14 protein-coding genes are annotated in these 16021 nt (G+C 73.2%); 11 read left to right on the top strand and 3 right to left on the bottom strand.

The genetic code is table 11. From position 1 onward, the window contains the following. The first annotated feature begins 28 nt into the window (after window positions 1-28). Window positions 29-1603 (top strand): histidine ammonia-lyase, encoded by a 1575-nt coding sequence (gene hutH, locus ABD353_RS04255; protein ID WP_425555072.1) that lies wholly within the window; start codon window positions 29-31, stop codon window positions 1601-1603. 22 nt (window positions 1604-1625) lie between these two features. On the opposite strand, the gene ABD353_RS04250 is transcribed toward hutH, so the two are convergent. Beyond that, a complete protein-coding gene (locus ABD353_RS04250) occupies window positions 1626-1997 on the bottom strand; it encodes a hypothetical protein (RefSeq protein ID WP_344622092.1) in 372 nt (123 codons plus the stop codon). Between the two features lie 243 nt (window positions 1998-2240). Here ABD353_RS04250 and ABD353_RS04245 point away from each other — a divergent pair, with 243 nt between their 5' ends. The 8 genes from ABD353_RS04245 (at window position 2241) to hutI (ending at window position 11264) form a co-directional block, all read left to right on the top strand. Beyond that, complete coding sequence (locus ABD353_RS04245; RefSeq protein WP_344622091.1) at window positions 2241-3113, top strand: MurR/RpiR family transcriptional regulator; 873 nt, start codon at window positions 2241-2243, stop codon at window positions 3111-3113. 191 nt (window positions 3114-3304) lie between these two features. Next, window positions 3305-3664, top strand: coding sequence for a hypothetical protein (locus tag ABD353_RS04240; protein ID WP_344622090.1), 360 nt, complete (start codon window positions 3305-3307; stop codon window positions 3662-3664). Between the two features lie 91 nt (window positions 3665-3755). Then, window positions 3756-4871, top strand: a complete 1116-nt coding sequence (locus ABD353_RS04235; RefSeq protein ID WP_344622190.1) for an LLM class flavin-dependent oxidoreductase — start codon at window positions 3756-3758, stop codon at window positions 4869-4871. Further along, entirely contained in the window at window positions 4868-5485 is a 618-nt protein-coding gene (locus tag ABD353_RS04230) for an FMN reductase (RefSeq protein ID WP_344622089.1), read from the top strand. Before ABD353_RS04235 ends, ABD353_RS04230 begins: the two co-directional genes overlap by 4 nt. A 204-nt stretch (window positions 5486-5689) precedes the next feature. After that, entirely contained in the window at window positions 5690-7345 is a 1656-nt protein-coding gene (gene hutU, locus ABD353_RS04225; RefSeq protein WP_344622189.1) for a urocanate hydratase, read from the top strand. A 17-nt stretch (window positions 7346-7362) separates the two neighbouring features. Then, window positions 7363-8565 carry an allantoate amidohydrolase gene (locus ABD353_RS04220; RefSeq protein WP_344622188.1) on the top strand — a complete coding sequence of 401 codons (1203 nt, stop codon included), beginning with the start codon at window positions 7363-7365 and terminating at the stop codon, window positions 8563-8565. Further along, the gene (locus tag ABD353_RS04215) at window positions 8553-9905 is read left to right on the top strand and encodes a formimidoylglutamate deiminase (RefSeq protein ID WP_344622088.1); all 1353 of its coding nucleotides are present in this window, start codon (window positions 8553-8555) and stop codon (window positions 9903-9905) included. The genes ABD353_RS04220 and ABD353_RS04215 overlap by 13 nt, the downstream gene beginning before the upstream one ends. A gap of 144 nt (window positions 9906-10049) precedes the next feature. Further along, window positions 10050-11264: an imidazolonepropionase gene (gene hutI, locus ABD353_RS04210; protein WP_344622087.1), complete on the top strand. Its 1215-nt coding sequence runs from the start codon at window positions 10050-10052 to the stop codon at window positions 11262-11264. Window positions 11265-11497: 233 nt separating this feature from the next. Here the strand turns inward: hutI and ABD353_RS04205 are convergent, their stop codons facing one another. Further along, a complete protein-coding gene (locus tag ABD353_RS04205) occupies window positions 11498-13003 on the bottom strand; it encodes a peptide MFS transporter (RefSeq protein WP_344622086.1) in 1506 nt (501 codons plus the stop codon). A gap of 328 nt (window positions 13004-13331) precedes the next feature. Here ABD353_RS04205 and ABD353_RS04200 point away from each other — a divergent pair, with 328 nt between their 5' ends. Together ABD353_RS04200 and ABD353_RS04195 are read left to right on the top strand one after the other, a co-directional pair. Beyond that, a complete protein-coding gene (locus ABD353_RS04200; RefSeq protein WP_030263072.1) occupies window positions 13332-14006 on the top strand; it encodes a response regulator transcription factor in 675 nt (224 codons plus the stop codon). 58 nt (window positions 14007-14064) lie between these two features. Beyond that, window positions 14065-15327, top strand: a complete 1263-nt coding sequence (locus tag ABD353_RS04195; RefSeq protein WP_344622085.1) for an ATP-binding protein — start codon at window positions 14065-14067, stop codon at window positions 15325-15327. Between the two features lie 18 nt (window positions 15328-15345). Here the strand turns inward: ABD353_RS04195 and ABD353_RS04190 are convergent, their stop codons facing one another. Next, a complete protein-coding gene (locus tag ABD353_RS04190) occupies window positions 15346-15882 on the bottom strand; it encodes a GtrA family protein (RefSeq protein ID WP_344622084.1) in 537 nt (178 codons plus the stop codon). Window positions 15883-16021: the final 139 nt, after the last annotated feature.

Raw genomic sequence — 16021 nt, 5'->3', positions numbered from 1 at the left:
TTCACCTGATCTCATTGTGCATATGGATATGCACGGTGCTGTGGCCCCCGACGCGCCACTGGTCCAGGTCGGCAAGGCCGACGTCACTGCCGAGGACGTCCTCGCCGTCGCCCGCGGCAACGCCCGGGTCGAGATCGGCCCGGACGCGCTCGCCGAGATGGCCGGCGCCCGCGCCCGGATCGACGCGCTCGCCGCCGAGCCGCGCCCGGTCTACGGCGTCTCCACCGGCTTCGGCGCCCTCGCCGTCCGGCACATCAGCCCCGAGCTGCGCGCCCAGCTGCAGCGCTCCCTGGTGCGCTCGCACGCCGCCGGCATGGGCCCGGTGGTCGAGCGCGAGGTCGTCCGCGCCCTGGTCTTCCTGCGCATGAAGACCCTCGCCTCCGGCCGCACCGGCGTCCGCCCGCTGGTCGCCGAGACCATGGCCGCCCTGCTCAACGCCGGCATCACCCCCGCCGTCCGCGAGTTCGGCTCGCTCGGCTGCTCCGGCGACCTCGCCCCGCTCTCGCACTGCGCCCTGGTGCTGATGGGCGAGGGCACCGCCTTCGGCCCCGACGGCGTCGAGAAGGACGCCGCCGAGCTGCTCGCCGCCGCCGGCATCGAGCCGGTCGAGCTGCTGGAGAAGGAGGGCCTCGCCCTCATCAACGGCACCGACGGCATGCTCGGCATGCTGGTCATGGCCATCGCCGACCTGCAGAAGCTCTTCACCACCGCGGACATCACCGCCGCGATGAGCCTGGAGGCGCTGCTCGGCACCGACAAGGTGCTCGCCCCCGAGCTGCACGCCCCGATCCGCCCGCACCCCGGCCAGGCGCTCTCCGCCGCCAACATGCTGGCCGTGCTCAAGGGCTCCGGCCTGACCGGCCACCACCAGGACGACGCGCCGCGCGTCCAGGACGCCTACTCGATCCGCTGCGCCCCGCAGGTCGCCGGCGCCGGCCGCGACACCGTCGCGCACGCCCGTACCGTCGCCGAGCGCGAGCTCGCCGCCTCCGTCGACAACCCGGTGGTGCTGCCGGACGGCCGGGTCGAGTCCAACGGCAACTTCCACGGCGCCCCGGTCGCGTACGTGCTGGACTTCCTCGCCATCGCCGCCGCGGACCTCGGCTCGATCTCCGAGCGCCGCACCGACCGGCTGCTCGACAAGGCGCGCTCGCACGGCCTGCCGGCCTTCCTCGCCGACGACCCGGGCGTGGACTCCGGCCTGATGATCGCCCAGTACACCCAGGCCGCCCTGGTCAGCGAGAACAAGCGGCTCGCCGTCCCGGCCTCGGTGGACTCCATCCCGTCCTCCGCGATGCAGGAGGACCACGTGTCGATGGGCTGGTCGGCCGCGCGCAAGCTGCGCCAGGCGGTCGCCAACCTGACCCGGGTGCTGGCCGTGGAGCTGGTCGCCGCCGGCCGGGCGCTGGAGATCCGTGCCGAGGGCGGCAGCGGCCCGATCGCCCCGGCCACCGCCGCCGCGATCGCCGCGGCCCGCGAGGCCGGCGTCGGCGGCCCCGGCCGGGACCGCTTCCTCTCGCCCGACCTGGAGGCCGCCGCGGCGCTGGTCGCCTCCGGCGCGCTGGTCACCGCGGTCGAGCGGGTCACCGGCCCGCTGGGCTGACGTCCCGGCGGGACGGCCGGGCTCAGTACCGGTCGTCCCGCCGCCGCTCCCGGCTCCGGCCGGCCCGCGCGGAGGAGATGTTGATGCCGACGATGCCCGCCCAGCAGACGATCAGGCCGGGCAGCCGGGCGCTCTCGGCGGCGATCGCGGACAGCGGGATGCCCATCACCAGCGAGAGCACCTGCACCTTGAACTGGGGGTTCCCGGTCCGCCGCACCGGCTCGGCGGCACCGAGGCGCTCGGTCACGCGCTGCTCGACCCGGGCGTCCAACCGCTCGTCCAGGCGGGCGAGGAAGGAGGCGACGATCTCCGCCTCGTACTCCTTGCCGAGCTCCTTGCGGGTCTGCACGGCGGCGTCGAGGTCGCGCGCGAGGTCGTCCTTGGAGAGGTCCATGGCCCCAGCCTGGCCGCGTCGGTGGGCCGCGGTCCACCGCCGGAGCGCGATCTCGGGGACGGGTCAGGGCCGTCTCGGGGTGACCCCGGGGGCGACCCCGAGCCCGACCCCGCCCCCGGTACCGGCCGCGCGGGCCGTCCCGACCCGCGAAACACCGTTGCCCGCATGCCAGGACTGCGCGACAGTCGTCCCAGCCGCCGCCGCCAACGGTGCGCAGCGCTCACGAGCTCGGAGGAACCGCCGATGACAGCCCTGGACGAGACCGGCACCGCGGGCCCTTCCGCCCGACTCCTCCAGCTGTTCGAGGGCCACCGGCTCACCCCGACCCAGCGCCGGATCGCGCACTCCCTCGTCCGGCACGCCACCGAGGCGCCGTTCCTGTCCAGCGTGGAGGTCGCCGAGCTGGCCGGCGTCAGCCAGCCGTCGGTGACCCGCTTCGCGGTCGCGCTCGGCTACGACGGCTACCCGGCGCTGCGCAAGCAGCTGCGCGAACTCGGCGCGGGGGAGTCCGCGCCGTCCGCGGAGACCCCCGCGGACGCCGTCCGCAACGAGCACCAGCTGGCGGTGCTGGCCGAGATCGAGCACCTGCGCCACCTCGCCGAGCTGCTCGCCGACCCGGAGCCGATCGTCCGTGCCGCCCGACTGCTCGCCGCCTCCCGGCCGCTGCCGGTGCTCGGCCTGCGGGCCGCCTCGGCCCAGGCGCACGGCTTCGCCTACTTCGCCGCCAAGGTGCACCCGGACGTCCGGCTGCTGGACGAGGGCGGCTCGATGCTGGCCGACCGGATCGAGCAGGCCGCCTCGGCCGGTGCCACCGCGCTGGCCTGCTTCGCCCTGCCCCGCTATCCGCGGGAGCTGATGGACGCCCTGATCACCGCCCGGGAGTGCGGGCTGACGGTGGTGACGGTCGCCGACAGCGCCTTCGCGCCGGTCGCCAAGCTCTCCGACCTGATGCTGCCCGCCGCGGTCGGCACCGGCCTGGTCTTCGACACCGCCTGCGCGCCGATGATGCTCGGCCGGGTGCTGCTGCAGACCATGTGCGACGAGATCCCCGGCGCCGAGGCCCGGCTGGAGGCCATCGAGCAGTCGGCGACCGCCCGCGGGCTGTTCCTGGAGTAGCCCGCCGTCCGTCCGGCGCGCCGCTGCCCGCCTCCCGGCGTGCGGAGCCGGTGCACGGGGGCACCCGGCGGCGCGCGGGGTGCAACTGTGCGCGTTTCGACGGGTTGGCGCCCGCCCAGGAGCGGGCATCCCCCAGACAGGGCCCGGCCGCGGGCCGGACGGGGGTGAACGGGATGCGGGTGATCCACCAGATGAGACCGACCGCTCGGCTGGCCGACGGGGCCGACGAGTGGTCCTGTCCGACCTGCGGGCGGCGGATCGTGCTGCGCCGTCCGCCGGACCCGGGCATCACCGTGCTGGACGCCGGCGACGAGTCCGCCGTGCACATCGGGATCACCGAGCCGACCGCCGCCGAGCGGGCCGCCGCGGAGGCGGCCGAGCGGTACGGGCTGGGTCCGGTCCAGGAGATCCCGCGTCCGCCGGCCCGTGGGCCGCGGGACGCCCGGGAGGCGGAGCAGGGTGCGGCCGGCCGGGAGCCGGCCGTCGACGCCCGGGACCGCGCCTGGCTGGCCGAGATCGGCATCGACTGGGAGGGCGGCGCGGCCGCCTGAGCCGGTCGGGGGCGGCGGCGGGAATAGCCGCCGCCGCGGGTTCGTTCAGCCGCATGTAGTTGAAAGCTGAACGATCTGGAGAGTGAGCGCCATGCAGTTCGGGATCTTCACCGTGGGTGACGTCACCGAGGACCCGACCACCGGCCGGACGCCGACCGAGCACGAGCGGATCAAGGCCATGGTGGCGATCGCGCAGAAGGCCGAGGAGGTGGGCCTGGACGTCTTCGCGACCGGCGAGCACCACAACCCGCCGTTCGTGCCGTCCTCGCCGACCACCATGCTCGGCCACATCGCGGCCCGCACCGACCGGCTGATCCTCTCCACCTCGACCACGCTGATCACCACCAACGACCCGGTGAAGATCGCCGAGGACTTCGCGATGCTCCAGCACCTGGCCGACGGCCGGGTCGACCTGATGCTCGGCCGCGGCAACACCGGCCCGGTGTACCCGTGGTTCGGCCAGGACATCCGCCAGGGCATCCCGCTCGCGATCGAGAACTACGCGCTGCTGCACAAGCTGTGGCGCGAGGACGTGGTCGACTGGCAGGGCCGCTTCCGCACCCCGCTGCAGGGCTTCACCTCGACCCCGCGCCCGCTGGACGGCGTCCCGCCGTTCGTCTGGCACGGCTCGATCCGCAGCCCCGAGATCGCCGAGCAGGCCGCCTACTACGGTGACGGCTTCTTCGCCAACAACATCTTCTGGCCGAAGGAGCACTTCCAGCGCCTGGTCAACCTCTACCGCGAGCGGTACGCGCACTACGGCCACGGCACCCCGGAGCAGGCCGTCGTCGGCCTCGGCGGGCAGGTCTTCCTGCGCCGCAACTCGCAGGACGCGGTGCGCGAGTTCCGCCCGTACTTCGACAACGCCCCGGTCTACGGGCACGGCCCGTCGCTGGAGGAGTTCACCGAGCAGACCCCGCTGACCGTCGGCAGCCCGCAGGAGGTCGTCGACAAGACGCTCACCTTCCGCGAGTCCTTCGGCGACTACCAGCGCCAGCTCTTCCTGGTCGACCACGCCGGCCTGCCGCTGAAGACGGTGCTGGAGCAGCTGGACCTGCTCGGCGAAGAGGTGATCCCGGTGCTGCGCAAGGAGTTCGCCTCCGGCCGCCCGGCCGGCGTGCCGGACGCCCCCACCCACGCCTCGCTGCTCGCCCGGCGGGACGCCGCCGACGCGACCGCCGACAACACCCCCGAGGAGGTCCGATGACCGCCCCGCTCAAGCTGGTCGCCGTGTCGGCCGGCCTGTCCGTGCCCTCGTCCACCCGGCTGCTCGCCGACCGCCTGGCCGGCGCCGTCCGGACGGCGCTGGAGGGCCGGCGGGAGGTCGAGGTCGAGGTGGTCGAACTGCGCGGCCTCGCCCGGCCGATTGCCGACCACCTGGTGACCGGCTTCCCCGGCCCGGAGCTGCGGGCCGCCCTGGAGTCGGTGGAGGCCGCGGACGGCCTGATCGCGGTCACGCCGGTCTTCAGCGCCTCGTACAGCGGCCTGTTCAAGTCCTTCTTCGACGTGCTCGACCGGGAGGCGCTGACCGGCACCCCGGTGCTGATCGCCGCCACCGGCGGCACCGCCCGGCACTCGCTGGCCCTGGAGCACGCCGTGCGGCCGCTCTTCGCCCACCTGCGGGCGGTCGTGGTGCCGACCGCGGTGTTCGCCGCCTCCGAGGACTGGGGCCCCGGCGGCGACGCCGAGGGGCTCGGCCCGAGGATCGCCCGGGCCGGCGGGGAACTCGCCGACCTGCTCGCGGGACGCCCGCCCCGGCCCCGGACGGGGCCCGAGGTGGTGCCCTTCGAGCAGCAGCTGGCGGCCCTGCGCGCGGGCTGACGGCACGCTCCACGGCGGGCGGCGGGACCGGACGGTCCCGCCGCCCGCCGTCGTGTTCCGGGGGGCGCGCCGCCGCGCGGGGCGGCACGGATCCTGGTCCGATTGGTGCTGAGGTCTGGCTTCCGAGTGAATGACTGGATATATTCAGTCTCGGTAAGCCTGAATGAATTCATCCGCAAGGAGGCCGGAGGCATGGTGGACCAGGTGAGCGGCCCGCGCGAGGTGCGCGCGGCACGGGGGACGCAGCTGACCGCACAGGGCTGGCAGCAGGAGGCCGCCCTGCGGATGCTCATGAACAACCTCGACCCGGAGGTCGCCGAGCACCCGTCGAAGCTCGTCGTCTACGGCGGCACCGGCAAGGCGGCCCGCGACTGGCGCTCGTACGACGCCATGGTCCGCACTCTGCAGAACCTCAAGCAGGACGAGACCATGCTGGTGCAGTCCGGCCGGCCGGTCGGCGTCATGCAGACCCACGAGTGGGCGCCGCGCGTCCTGATCGCCAACTCCAACCTGGTCGGCGACTGGGCGAACTGGGAGGAGTTCCGGCGCCTGGAGTCGCTCGGCCTCACCATGTACGGCCAGATGACCGCCGGCTCCTGGATCTACATCGGCACCCAGGGCATCCTCCAGGGCACCTACGAGACCTTCGCGGCCGTCGCCGACAAGAAGTTCAACGGCACCCTCGAAGGCACCATCACCCTCACCGCCGGCCTCGGCGGCATGGGCGGCGCCCAGCCGCTCGCCGTCACCATGAACGGCGGCGTCGCGATCTGCATCGACTGCGACCCCTCCCGGATCGCCCGTCGGATCGAGCACCGCTACCTGGACGTGGAGGCATCGAGCCTCGCCCACGCCCTCGAACTCGCCACCGCCGCCCGGGACAAGAAGCAGCCGCTCTCCATCGGCCTGCTCGGCAACGCCGCCGAGCTCGTCCCGCAGCTGCTCGCGATGGACGCCCCGATCGACATCGTCACCGACCAGACCAGCGCCCACGACCCGCTGAGCTACCTGCCGATCGGCGTCGCCTTCGACGACATGGCCACCTACGCCGCCGAGAAGCCCGCCGAGTTCACCGAGCGCTCGCGCGAGTCGATGGCCAAGCACGTCGAGGCCATGGTCGGCTTCCAGGACCGCGGCGCCGAGGTCTTCGACTACGGCAACTCGATCCGCGGCGAGGCCCAGCTCGCCGGCTACGACCGGGCGTTCGCCTTCCCCGGCTTCGTCCCGGCGTACATCCGCCCGCTGTTCTGCGAGGGCAAGGGCCCGTTCCGCTGGGCCGCGCTCTCCGGCGACCCGCAGGACATCGCCAAGACCGACAAGGCCGTCCTCGACCTCTTCCCGGAGAACGAGTCGCTGCACCGCTGGATCAAGATGGCCCAGGAGAAGGTCCACTTCCAGGGCCTCCCGGCGCGCATCTGCTGGCTCGGCTACGGCGAGCGCGACAAGGCCGGCGAGCGCTTCAACGACATGGTCGCCTCCGGCGAGCTGTCCGCGCCGATCGTCATCGGCCGCGACCACCTCGACTGCGGCTCCGTCGCCTCCCCCTACCGCGAGACCGAGTCCATGCTCGACGGCTCCGACGCCATCGCCGACTGGCCGCTGCTCAACGCCATGGTCAACGTCGCCTCCGGCGCCTCCTGGGTCTCCATCCACCACGGCGGCGGCGTCGGCATCGGCCGCTCGATCCACGCCGGCCAGGTCACCGTCGCCGACGGCACCGCCCTCGCCGGCGAGAAGATCCGCCGGGTGCTCACCAACGACCCGGGCATGGGCGTCATCCGGCACGTCGACGCCGGCTACGACCGCGCCGTCGAGGTCGCCGGCGAGCGGGGCGTGCGCGTCCCCATGGGCGAGCTGTGACCGACACCTTCCAGCGGATGTGGGCGGAGCTGCTCCCCGTGGGCCGCTCCGCCTCGTCCGGCGGCTACCGCCGCTTCGCCTGGAACTCCGCCGACGCCGAATGCCGGGCCTGGTTCGAGCAGCAGGCCCGCGACCGCGGCCTGCACCACGAACTCGACCACAACGGCAACCAGTGGGCCTGGCTGGGCGATCCGCACGGCGAGGGCGCCGTGGTCACCGGCTCGCACCTGGACTCCGTACCGGACGGCGGCGCCTTCGACGGCCCGCTCGGCGTGGTCTCCGCCTTCGCCGCCCTGGACGAACTCCGCTCCCGCGGCGCCCGGTTCACCAAGCCGCTGGCGATCGTCAACTTCGGGGACGAGGAGGGTGCCCGGTTCGGCGTCGCCTGCATCGGCTCCCGGCTCACCGCCGGCGTCCTCTCCAAGGAGCAGGCGCACGGCCTGCGCGACGCCGACGGCATCCGGCTGCCCGACGCCATGGAGAAGGCCGGGTACGACCCCGACGCCATCGGCGCCGACCGCGAACGGCTCGCCCGCATCGGCGCGTTCGTCGAACTCCACGTCGAGCAGGGCCGCTACCTCGCCGAGGGGCAGAGCGTCGGCGTCGCCAGCGCGATCTGGCCGCACGGCCGCTGGCGGTTCGACTTCCACGGCGAGGCCAACCACGCCGGCACCACCCGCATCGAGGACCGCCGCGACCCGATGCTCACCTACGCCAACACCGTGCTCGCCGCCCGGAAGAAGGCGAAGCTGGCCGGCGCCCTCGCCACCTTCGGCAAGGTCGCCGTCGAGCCCAACGGCACCAACGCCATCGCCTCCCTCGTCCGCGGCTGGCTCGACTCCCGCGCCGCCGACGAGGCCACCCTCGACGAGGTCGTGGAGGAGATCCGGCGGGCCGCGTACGAGCGCGGCGAGCGCGACGGCGTCCGGGTCGAGCTGACCCGCGAGTCGTACACGCCCGTCGTCGACTTCGACGGCCCGCTGCGCGACCGGCTCGCCCGCGTCATCGGCCGCGCCGACGGACACCCCGTCCCGGTGCTGCCCACCGGCGCGGGACACGACGCCGGAATCCTGGCATCGGCCATTCCGACCGCCATGCTGTTCGTACGTAACCCGAGCGGAGTCTCGCACTCCCCGGCGGAGCACGCCGAGGAGGACGACTGCCTCGCGGGTGTGGCCGCGCTCGCCGACGTACTGGAGGACCTCGCATGTCAGGGCTGACGTACTGGGCGGAGCACGCCTGGCTGCCGCACGTCAGCGGCACCGTCGTCGAGAAGGACGTGCTGATCACCGTCGGGCCCGGCGGGCGGATCGGCCACGTCACCCCCGACAGCGGGCCCTGCCCGCCCGGTGCCGTCCGGCTCGGCGGCCTGCTGCTCCCCGGTCAGGCCAACGCGCACTCGCACGCCTTCCACCGGGCGCTGCGCGGCAACGTCCAGGTCGGCTCCGGCACCTTCTGGACCTGGCGGGACACCATGTACCGCTTCGCCGGCGCCCTCGACCCCGACAGCTACCTCGACCTCGCCACCGCCGTCTACGCCGAGATGGCCCTCGCCGGCATCACCGCCGTCGGCGAGTTCCACTACCTGCACCACGCCCCCGGCGGCAGCCGCTACGAGGACCCCAACGCGATGGGCCTCGCCCTCGTCGAGGCGGCGAACCGGGCCGGCATCCGGATCACCCTGCTCGACACCTGCTACCTCTCCTCCGGCTTCGGCGAAGAGGTCACCAAGCCGCAGCTGCGCTTCAGCGACGGCGACGCCGACGCCTGGGCCGCCCGCGCGGACGCCCTCAAGCCCACCGAGCACGCGAGGATCGGCGCCGCCGTCCACTCCGTCCGCGCGGTGCCCGCCGACCAGCTGGCCACCGTCGCCCACTGGGCCGCCATGCGGAAGGCCCCGCTGCACGTCCACCTCTCCGAGCAGACCGCGGAGAACGACGCCTGCCTCACCGCCCACGGCGTCACCCCCACCCGGCTGCTCGCCGACCACGGCGTGCTCGGCCCCCGGACCTCCGCGGTGCACGCCACCCACCTCACCGACGAGGACATCCGGCTGCTCGGCGACTCCGGCACCACCATCTGCATGTGCCCCACCACCGAACGGGACCTCGCGGACGGCATCGGCCCGGCCCGCCGCCTGGCGAACTCCGGCTGCCCGGTCAGCCTCGGCAGCGACAGCCACGCGATCATCGACCCCTTCGAGGAGGCGCGGGCCCTGGAGCTGAACGAACGGCTCCGCACCCGCACCCGCGGACACTGGACGGCACACGCCCTGCTCCGCGCCGGCACCGAGGACGGCCACGCCTCCCTCGGCTGGCCCGAGGCCGGCCGGATCGAGGCCGGCGCACTCGCCGACTTCACCGCCGTCGCCCTGGACAGCGTCCGCACCGCGGGGCCCGGGCCGCAGCTCGGGGCGGAGACCGCGGTGTTCGCGGCCACCGCGGCGGACGTCCGCCACGTGGTCGTCGGCGGCCGCCACATCGTCAAGGACGGCGTCCACCAGCTCGTCCAGGACGTCCCCACCGCCCTCCGCAACGCCATCACCTCCCTCGGGACGTAGGCACTCGGCCCGAGGGGCAGCGACCCCGGGGGCGCGGGAACTGCGCAGTCCGGGAGCGGGCATCGAGACGGAACAGGGTGACCTCGGTTCGTCCGTGAGCCGCATCCGGACCGCGCGGTTCTCCCCCGGCCCGGCGGCCGGGAGGTGCCCCCACGCGCCCCCACCGGCGTTCCCCACCGTGAAAGGACAACGTTGAGCACCCTCATCACCGGCATCGGCAGTCTGGTCACCAACGACCCCGGGCTCGGCGCGGGCCCGCTGGGGCTGGTCGAGGACGCGGCCGTCGTGGTGGACGGCGACCGCATCGCCTGGGTCGGACCGGCGGCCGCCGCCCCCGCCGCGGACGACCGCTTCGACGCGGCCGGCCGCGCCCTGCTCCCCGGCTTCGTCGACTCGCACTCCCACCTGGTCTTCGCCGGCGACCGCACCGCCGAGTTCAACGCCCGGATGTCCGGCCGGTCCTACTCGGCCGGCGGCATCCGGACGACCGTGGCCGCCACCCGGGCCGCCTCCGACGCGGAGCTGGACGCCAACCTCGCCCGCTTCCTGCGCGAGGCGCTGCGCCAGGGCACCACCACGGTGGAGTGCAAGTCCGGTTACGGCCTGACCGTCGAGGACGAGGCGCGGGCGCTGCGGATCGCCGCCAGGCACACCCCGGAGACCACCTACCTCGGCGCGCACGTGGTGGCGCCCGAGTTCGCGGACGACCCGGCCGGCTACGTGGAGCTGGTGACCGGCGAGATGCTGGACGCCTGCGCCCCGCACGCCAAGTGGGTGGACGTCTTCTGCGAGCGCGGCGCCTTCGACGGCGACCAGGCACGCGCCGTCCTCACCGCGGGCGCGGCCCGCGGCCTGGTGCCGCGGGTGCACGCCAACCAGCTGTCGTACGGCCCGGGCGTGCAGCTCGCCGTGGAGCTGGGGGCGGCGTCCGCCGACCACTGCACCCACCTGACCGACGAGGACGTGGCGGCCCTGGCCGGCTCCCGGACCGTGGCGACGCTGCTGCCCGGTGCCGAGTTCTCCACCCGCGCCGAGTACCCGAACGCCCGCAGGCTGCTGGACGCGGGCGCCGCGGTGGCGCTCTCCACCGACTGCAACCCGGGGTCGAGCTTCACCAGCTCGATGGCCTTCTGCATCGCGGTCGCGGTGCGCGAAATGGGGATGACCCCGGACGAGGCGGTGTTCGCGGCCACCGCCACCGGCGCCCGGGCGCTGCGCCGGACGGACGTCGGCACCGTCACCGTGGGCGCCCGCGCGGACCTGCTGCTGCTGGACGCCCCCTCGCACGTGCACCTGGCCTACCGCCCGGGTGTGCCGCTGACGGCGGCGGTGTGGCGCAACGGCGTGCGCGAGGTCTGAGGCCCGCGGGGTCACCGGTACCCCGGCGGGACGGAAAGGGAGGGCGCGATCCGCGCCCTCCCTCGTTCCGTGCAGGGTTGTGCCCTGGGCGGGTCCATTTTTTCCGGTTCGCCCCGCCCGGGACAACCGCCGACCGGGGGGATTCCGCACCCGGTGCACCCCGCCGGTCGGCGGGTACGGCAGCGGCCCGGCACGGATGGTCCGTGCCGGGCCGCTGCGTCGCGCCGGGTGCGTCAGTGCACGTCGCCCATGAGGCGGACGACCTTCTTGCGGTACATCGCGAGGCCGAGGCCGGCGACGATCGCGGCCACGCCCTGGACGGCGAAGTACCAGGTGGTGCCGGTGGCGTCGCCCAGCACCAGCTGGACGATGGCGGCCACGCAGTCACCGGCGGTGACGGCGAGGAACCAGACGCCCATCATCTGGCTGGCGTACTTCGCCGGGGCCAGCTTGGTGGTGACGGAGAGGCCGACGGGGGAGAGGGTCAGCTCGCCGACCGTCTGGACCAGGTAGACCACGGCCAGCCACAGCGGGGTGACCTTGACGCCGCCCGCGGCGGCGGCCATCGCCAGCATCATGACCAGGAAGGAGGCGCCGATCATCAGCAGGCCGATGGCGAACTTCATGGTGGTGCTGGGGTTCTTGCCGCGGCGCGAGAGCGCCACCCAGAGCCAGGCGAAGACCGGGGCCAGCGCCATGATGTAGAGCGGGTTCAGCGACTGGAACCAGCTGGACGGGAACGCGAACCCGAACAGCGTGGAGGCGGTGCTGTCGTCGGCGAAGACGCTCAGGGTGGAGCCGGACTGGTCGTAGATCATCCAGAACACGGCGGCGGCCACGAAGAACCAGATGTAGCCGCTCATCTTGGACTGCTCGGCCTCGTCGAGGTCCTTGTCGCGCTTGACCCGGGCGAAGACGAACACCGGGATCGCGATGCCCGCGATCGACAGCGGCCAGATCGCCCAGTCGATGGTGAAGCGGCCGCTCAGGACGACGACGGCGTAGAACGCGACCGCGACGGCCAGCCACAGGCCGGCCTTGCGGAGGACCGCGCGCTTCTCGTCGGCCGGCATCGGGGCGGTCACGACGTCGCTGGCGGCGGCCAGGTGGCGGGTGCCGAGCAGGAACTGGCCGAGGCCGAGCGCCATGCCGACGCCGGCGAGGGCGAAGCCCAGGTGCCAGTTGACGCTCTGGCCGACGGTGCCGATGACCAGCGGGGCGGCGAAGGCACCGAGGTTGATGCCCATGTAGAAGATCGTGAAGCCGCCGTCGCGACGCGGGTCGTTCGGGCCGTCGTACAGGTGGCCGACCATCGTCGAGATGTTGGCCTTGAGCAGGCCGGAGCCGAGCGCGATGAAGCCGAGGCCGGTGAAGAACGAGGCCGGGAACGGCACGGCCAGCAGGAAGTGGCCGATCATGATGATCGTGCCGCCGAGCGCCACGGTCTTGCGGGCGCCGAGGAAGCGGTCGGCGATCCAGCCGCCCGGCAGGGCGAGCAGGTACACCATCGCGTTGTAGACGCTGTAGACCGCCGTGGCCACGGCGATCTTCATGCCGAGGCCGCCCTCGGTGGTGGCGGCCGTCATGTAGAGCACCAGCAGGGCACGCATGCCGTAGAAGCTGAAGCGCTCCCACATCTCGGTCATGAAGAGGGTGGCGAGCCCTCGGGGGTGCCCGAAGAAGGTCTTGCCACTGGGAGGGGCCTGGCGGATGCCGGCGTCCAGGGTGGTAGTCGCCATGTGTGGTGGGTTCCTTGCCTGTGTTCGTCCGCCGAGGGGTGTTGGCGGGCGGGGACCGGACCACTGTACGGGGGCGATGGCATGACATTTGATGACAAGTGCGTGGGCGTCGGTATTGTCCGAGTAAAGTCCCCGCGACTACAGGTCATCCATTCGATGGTAACTCGGAAAATCTTCCTTCGAAACGAAGATCGAATGACAGAATCTCCGATTGTCACCCTCCGAAGCGGCTCTCGACGCGGACATGGCGGGCCAAAGGTAACGATCACGGCTCTGTGAAACAGTTCACAGCGCCTTGCGATCACCGGAGCGGACTACCATCACCCCCATGACCTGTGTGCTGCTGGCCGAGGACGACCCGGCAATCTCCGAACCGCTGGCCCGCGCGCTCCGTCGCGAGGGGTACGACGTGCTCGTGCGCGAGGACGGGCCGGCCGCGCTGGCCGCGGGCCTCGCCGAGGACGTCGACCTGATCGTCCTGGACCTCGGCCTGCCCGAGATGGACGGCCTGGAGGTCTGCCGCAGACTGCGTGCCGACGGCCGCAGCTGCCCCGTGCTGGTGCTCACCGCCCGGGCCGACGAGGTGGACACGGTGGTCGGCCTCGACGCCGGCGCCGACGACTACGTCACCAAGCCCTTCCGGCTGGCCGAGCTGCTGGCCCGCGTCCGGGCGCTGCTGCGCCGCGGCAACGTGGACCAGCTCACCACCGGCGCCCACGGCGTCAAGATCGACATCGAGTCGCACCGCGCCTGGCTCGGCGAGGAGGAGCTCACCCTCTCCGCCAAGGAGTTCGAGCTGCTGCGGGTCCTGGTGCGGGACGCCGGCCGGGTGGTCACCCGCGAGGAGATCATGCGCCAGGTCTGGGACACCACCTGGTGGACGTCCACCAAGACCCTGGACATGCACATCTCCTGGCTGCGCAAGAAGCTCGGCGACGACGCCGCGAACCCGCGCTACATCGCCACCGTCCGCGGCGTCGGCTTCCGGTTCGAGAAGAACTGACCCCGGCCGTACCTCGGCAGCACCCGAACCACCGACCCGAGCGAAGGCGTTCCCCGGCGTGAAGCGCAGAATGATCAACTCGCTGCTGGGCGTCGTCCTGGTGGTGGTCGCGGTGTTCTGCGTCCCGCTGGCGCTCATCGAGAAGCAGAGCATCGTCAACGCCGCCGAGGACCGGGTCGACGCCGCCGCCGTCCGGGTCCTCGGCCTGGTCGAGAACCGGCTCGCCGCGGGCGAGCCGGTGACCGGCGAGAAGTTCGCCGCCCAGGTCACCGACGGCTCCTTCGTCACCGTCGACATCCCCGGGCAGCCGCTGATCGCGGCCGGCCGCCCGGTCGACGGCCCGGCGCTGACCGCCACCGAGGAGGGCGCCAGCGGGGAGACGGTGACCGTCCAGCAGTCCCGCGAGGACGTCGACCACGAGATCGGCAACATGCTGCTGCTGCTCGGCGTGGTCGCCCTGCTCGCCGTCCAGGCCGCGGTGGCCCTCGCGGTCTGGCAGGCCAAGCGCCTGGCCCGCCCGCTCACCGAACTCGCCGAGACCGCCGAGCGCCTCGGGTCCGGTGACCCCCGCCCCCGCGACCGCCGCTACGGCGTGCCCGAACTCGACCGGATCGCCGAGGTGCTGGACGTCAGCGCGGTGCGGATCGCCCGGATGCTCACCGCCGAGCGCCGGCTCGCCGCCGACGCCTCGCACCAGCTCCGCACCCCGCTCACCGCGCTGTCCATGCGGCTGGAGGAGATCACCGCGCTCGCCGAGGAGCCGGACACCGTCAAGGAGGAGGCGACGATCGCCCTCCAGCAGGTGGAGCGGCTCACCGACGTCGTGCAGCGGCTGCTCACCAACCAGCGGGACCCGGCCAGCCCGACCGCCGTCACCTTCGACCTCGACGAGGTGCTCAAGCAGCAGGTCGAGGAGTGGAGCGCCCCGCTGCGGGCGGCCGGCCGCCGGCTGCTGATGGAGGGCATGCGCGGCACCACGGTGGTCGGCACGCCCGGCACGGTGGCCCAGGTGATGGCCACGCTGATCGAGAACTCGCTGATGCACGGCGGCGGCGACATCACCCTGCGGGTCCGCCGCACCGGCTCGTCGGTCGTGGCCGAGGTGCAGGACGAGGGTCCGGGCGTCCCGCCCGAGCTCGGCAACCGGGTCTTCGAGCGGGCGGTCAGCGGACGCAACTCCACCGGCATCGGCCTGGCCGTCGCCCGCGACCTCGCGGAGGCGGACGGCGCCCGCCTGGAGCTGCTCTCGCTCAGGCCCCCGGTGTTCGCGCTCTTCCTCGGCAGCGGCCGGGACGAGGACGCCGTCGAGCCGCGGCGCTGAGCGCGGCCCGGCCGGGCGTCACTTCGCGTAGTGCGGTTCCTCGGCGGCCAGCAGCAGTTCGGCCTCGGTGACCACCTCGGGCTCGGCCGCGGCCTCGGGCCCGGCCAGCTCCGGCATCGCCTTGAACACCCAGGTGCGGTAGGAGACGAAGCGGAAGACCGTGCCGACCGCCAGACCGGCCACCTTGGCGGCGACCTGCTCCATGTGCGTGTTCAGGCCCAGCGCGTAGACCGAGAAGCCGAGCACGCCGGTCTCGATCAGCATGCCGGCGCCGCTGAACACCAGGAAGAGCGTGATCTCGCGCTTGCGGGAGGCCGCGTCGCGGTCCTTGTAGAGCCAGTACCGGTAGCCGAGGTAGTTGGTGGCGATGGCCACCAGGGTCGCCGCCACGTTGGAGCGCAGCGAGGCGAGGTTCAGCCCGTTGATGCAGACCCAGAAGACCAGGAAGTTGACCACCACGCCGCTCAGCCCGACGACGCCGAACTTGATCATCTCGCCGGACATGCCGCGCAGGCGCTGCACCAACGAAGGCTGGGTCGCGGTGGTCGTGGTCATCCGGGTGTCTCCTGAGTGACGTACGGGAGGACGAGCGGTGCCCGCGCGGGCGCAGCGCGAAGGGGCGCCTCGTGTACGCACGTGCGTGGCGAAGGCCCGGGCCACCAGGCTACTCGCTCCCACGGGCCCCATCGGCGCC

This window comes from Kitasatospora arboriphila (assembly GCF_039528095.1).
In the GTDB taxonomy this organism is placed as follows: domain Bacteria; phylum Actinomycetota; class Actinomycetes; order Streptomycetales; family Streptomycetaceae; genus Kitasatospora; species Kitasatospora arboriphila.
This window is presented reverse-complemented; position numbering and strand designations above follow the sequence as displayed.

What these genes read in the sequence shown, in the direction of transcription:
- ABD353_RS04230 (WP_344622089.1), top strand. Translation starts at nt 4,868, where the DNA reads ATGACCGCCCCGCTCAAGCTGGTCGCCGTGTCGGCCGGCCTGTCCGTG.
- ABD353_RS04215 (WP_344622088.1), top strand. Translation starts at nt 8,553, where the DNA reads ATGTCAGGGCTGACGTACTGGGCGGAGCACGCCTGGCTGCCGCACGTC.
- ABD353_RS04190 (WP_344622084.1), bottom strand. Translation starts at nt 15,882, where the DNA reads ATGACCACGACCACCGCGACCCAGCCTTCGTTGGTGCAGCGCCTGCGC.
- ABD353_RS04235 (WP_344622190.1), top strand. Translation starts at nt 3,756, where the DNA reads ATGCAGTTCGGGATCTTCACCGTGGGTGACGTCACCGAGGACCCGACC.
- ABD353_RS04240 (WP_344622090.1), top strand. Translation starts at nt 3,305, where the DNA reads ATGAGACCGACCGCTCGGCTGGCCGACGGGGCCGACGAGTGGTCCTGT.
- hutH (WP_425555072.1), top strand. Translation starts at nt 29, where the DNA reads ATGCACGGTGCTGTGGCCCCCGACGCGCCACTGGTCCAGGTCGGCAAG.
- ABD353_RS04250 (WP_344622092.1), bottom strand. Translation starts at nt 1,997, where the DNA reads ATGGACCTCTCCAAGGACGACCTCGCGCGCGACCTCGACGCCGCCGTG.
- ABD353_RS04220 (WP_344622188.1), top strand. Translation starts at nt 7,363, where the DNA reads ATGTGGGCGGAGCTGCTCCCCGTGGGCCGCTCCGCCTCGTCCGGCGGC.
- ABD353_RS04245 (WP_344622091.1), top strand. Translation starts at nt 2,241, where the DNA reads ATGACAGCCCTGGACGAGACCGGCACCGCGGGCCCTTCCGCCCGACTC.
- ABD353_RS04205 (WP_344622086.1), bottom strand. Translation starts at nt 13,003, where the DNA reads ATGGCGACTACCACCCTGGACGCCGGCATCCGCCAGGCCCCTCCCAGT.
- ABD353_RS04200 (WP_030263072.1), top strand. Translation starts at nt 13,332, where the DNA reads ATGACCTGTGTGCTGCTGGCCGAGGACGACCCGGCAATCTCCGAACCG.